At 51.4% G+C, this 499-nt stretch carries 1 pseudogene; it reads right to left on the reverse strand.

Annotated elements, in window-relative coordinates:
- A pseudogene (locus A3756_RS03485) lies at positions 1–499 on the reverse strand (AMP-binding protein); the annotation flags it as partial.

Below are 499 nucleotides of genomic sequence, written 5' to 3' on the forward strand. Positions count from 1 at the left end.
TTCTTGCCAGATGCTCAGTAACTTAAGTTCAGTCGCTGTAGTAGCGGCCCGTACTTCTTCTTTGCCTAACGAGCTTGATTCTGATAAAGGGAGGCTTTCTAAAGCCTTTCGATCAAGCTTGTTGTTAAGGGTGCGTGGTAACTCCCCGAGTGCTTCAAGGTGCTGCGGCACCATGTAAGGGGGCAATTGCTGTCGCAGGTGCTCACGAAGTTCACTGAGACTAATCGGGCTATTCTTCCATACAACATAAGCGATGAGCCGCGTATCGCCGGCACGGACTTCTCGTACGCTTAAGGCGCAGTCGTCAATGGCGTCGTGTTGGCGCATAAGCGTCTCAATTTCACCCAGTTCTATNCGGTAGCCGCGTACTTTGACTTGCTGATCCAGTCGTCCCATATACGTAAGGGTGCCGTCGTGGGTGTAGCGTACTTTATCACCGGTGCGATAGAGTTGGCCGTCTCCAAAGGGGTTTGGAATAAAGACCTTCCGGGTTAATTCG

Source organism: Oleiphilus sp. HI0086 (assembly GCF_001635225.1).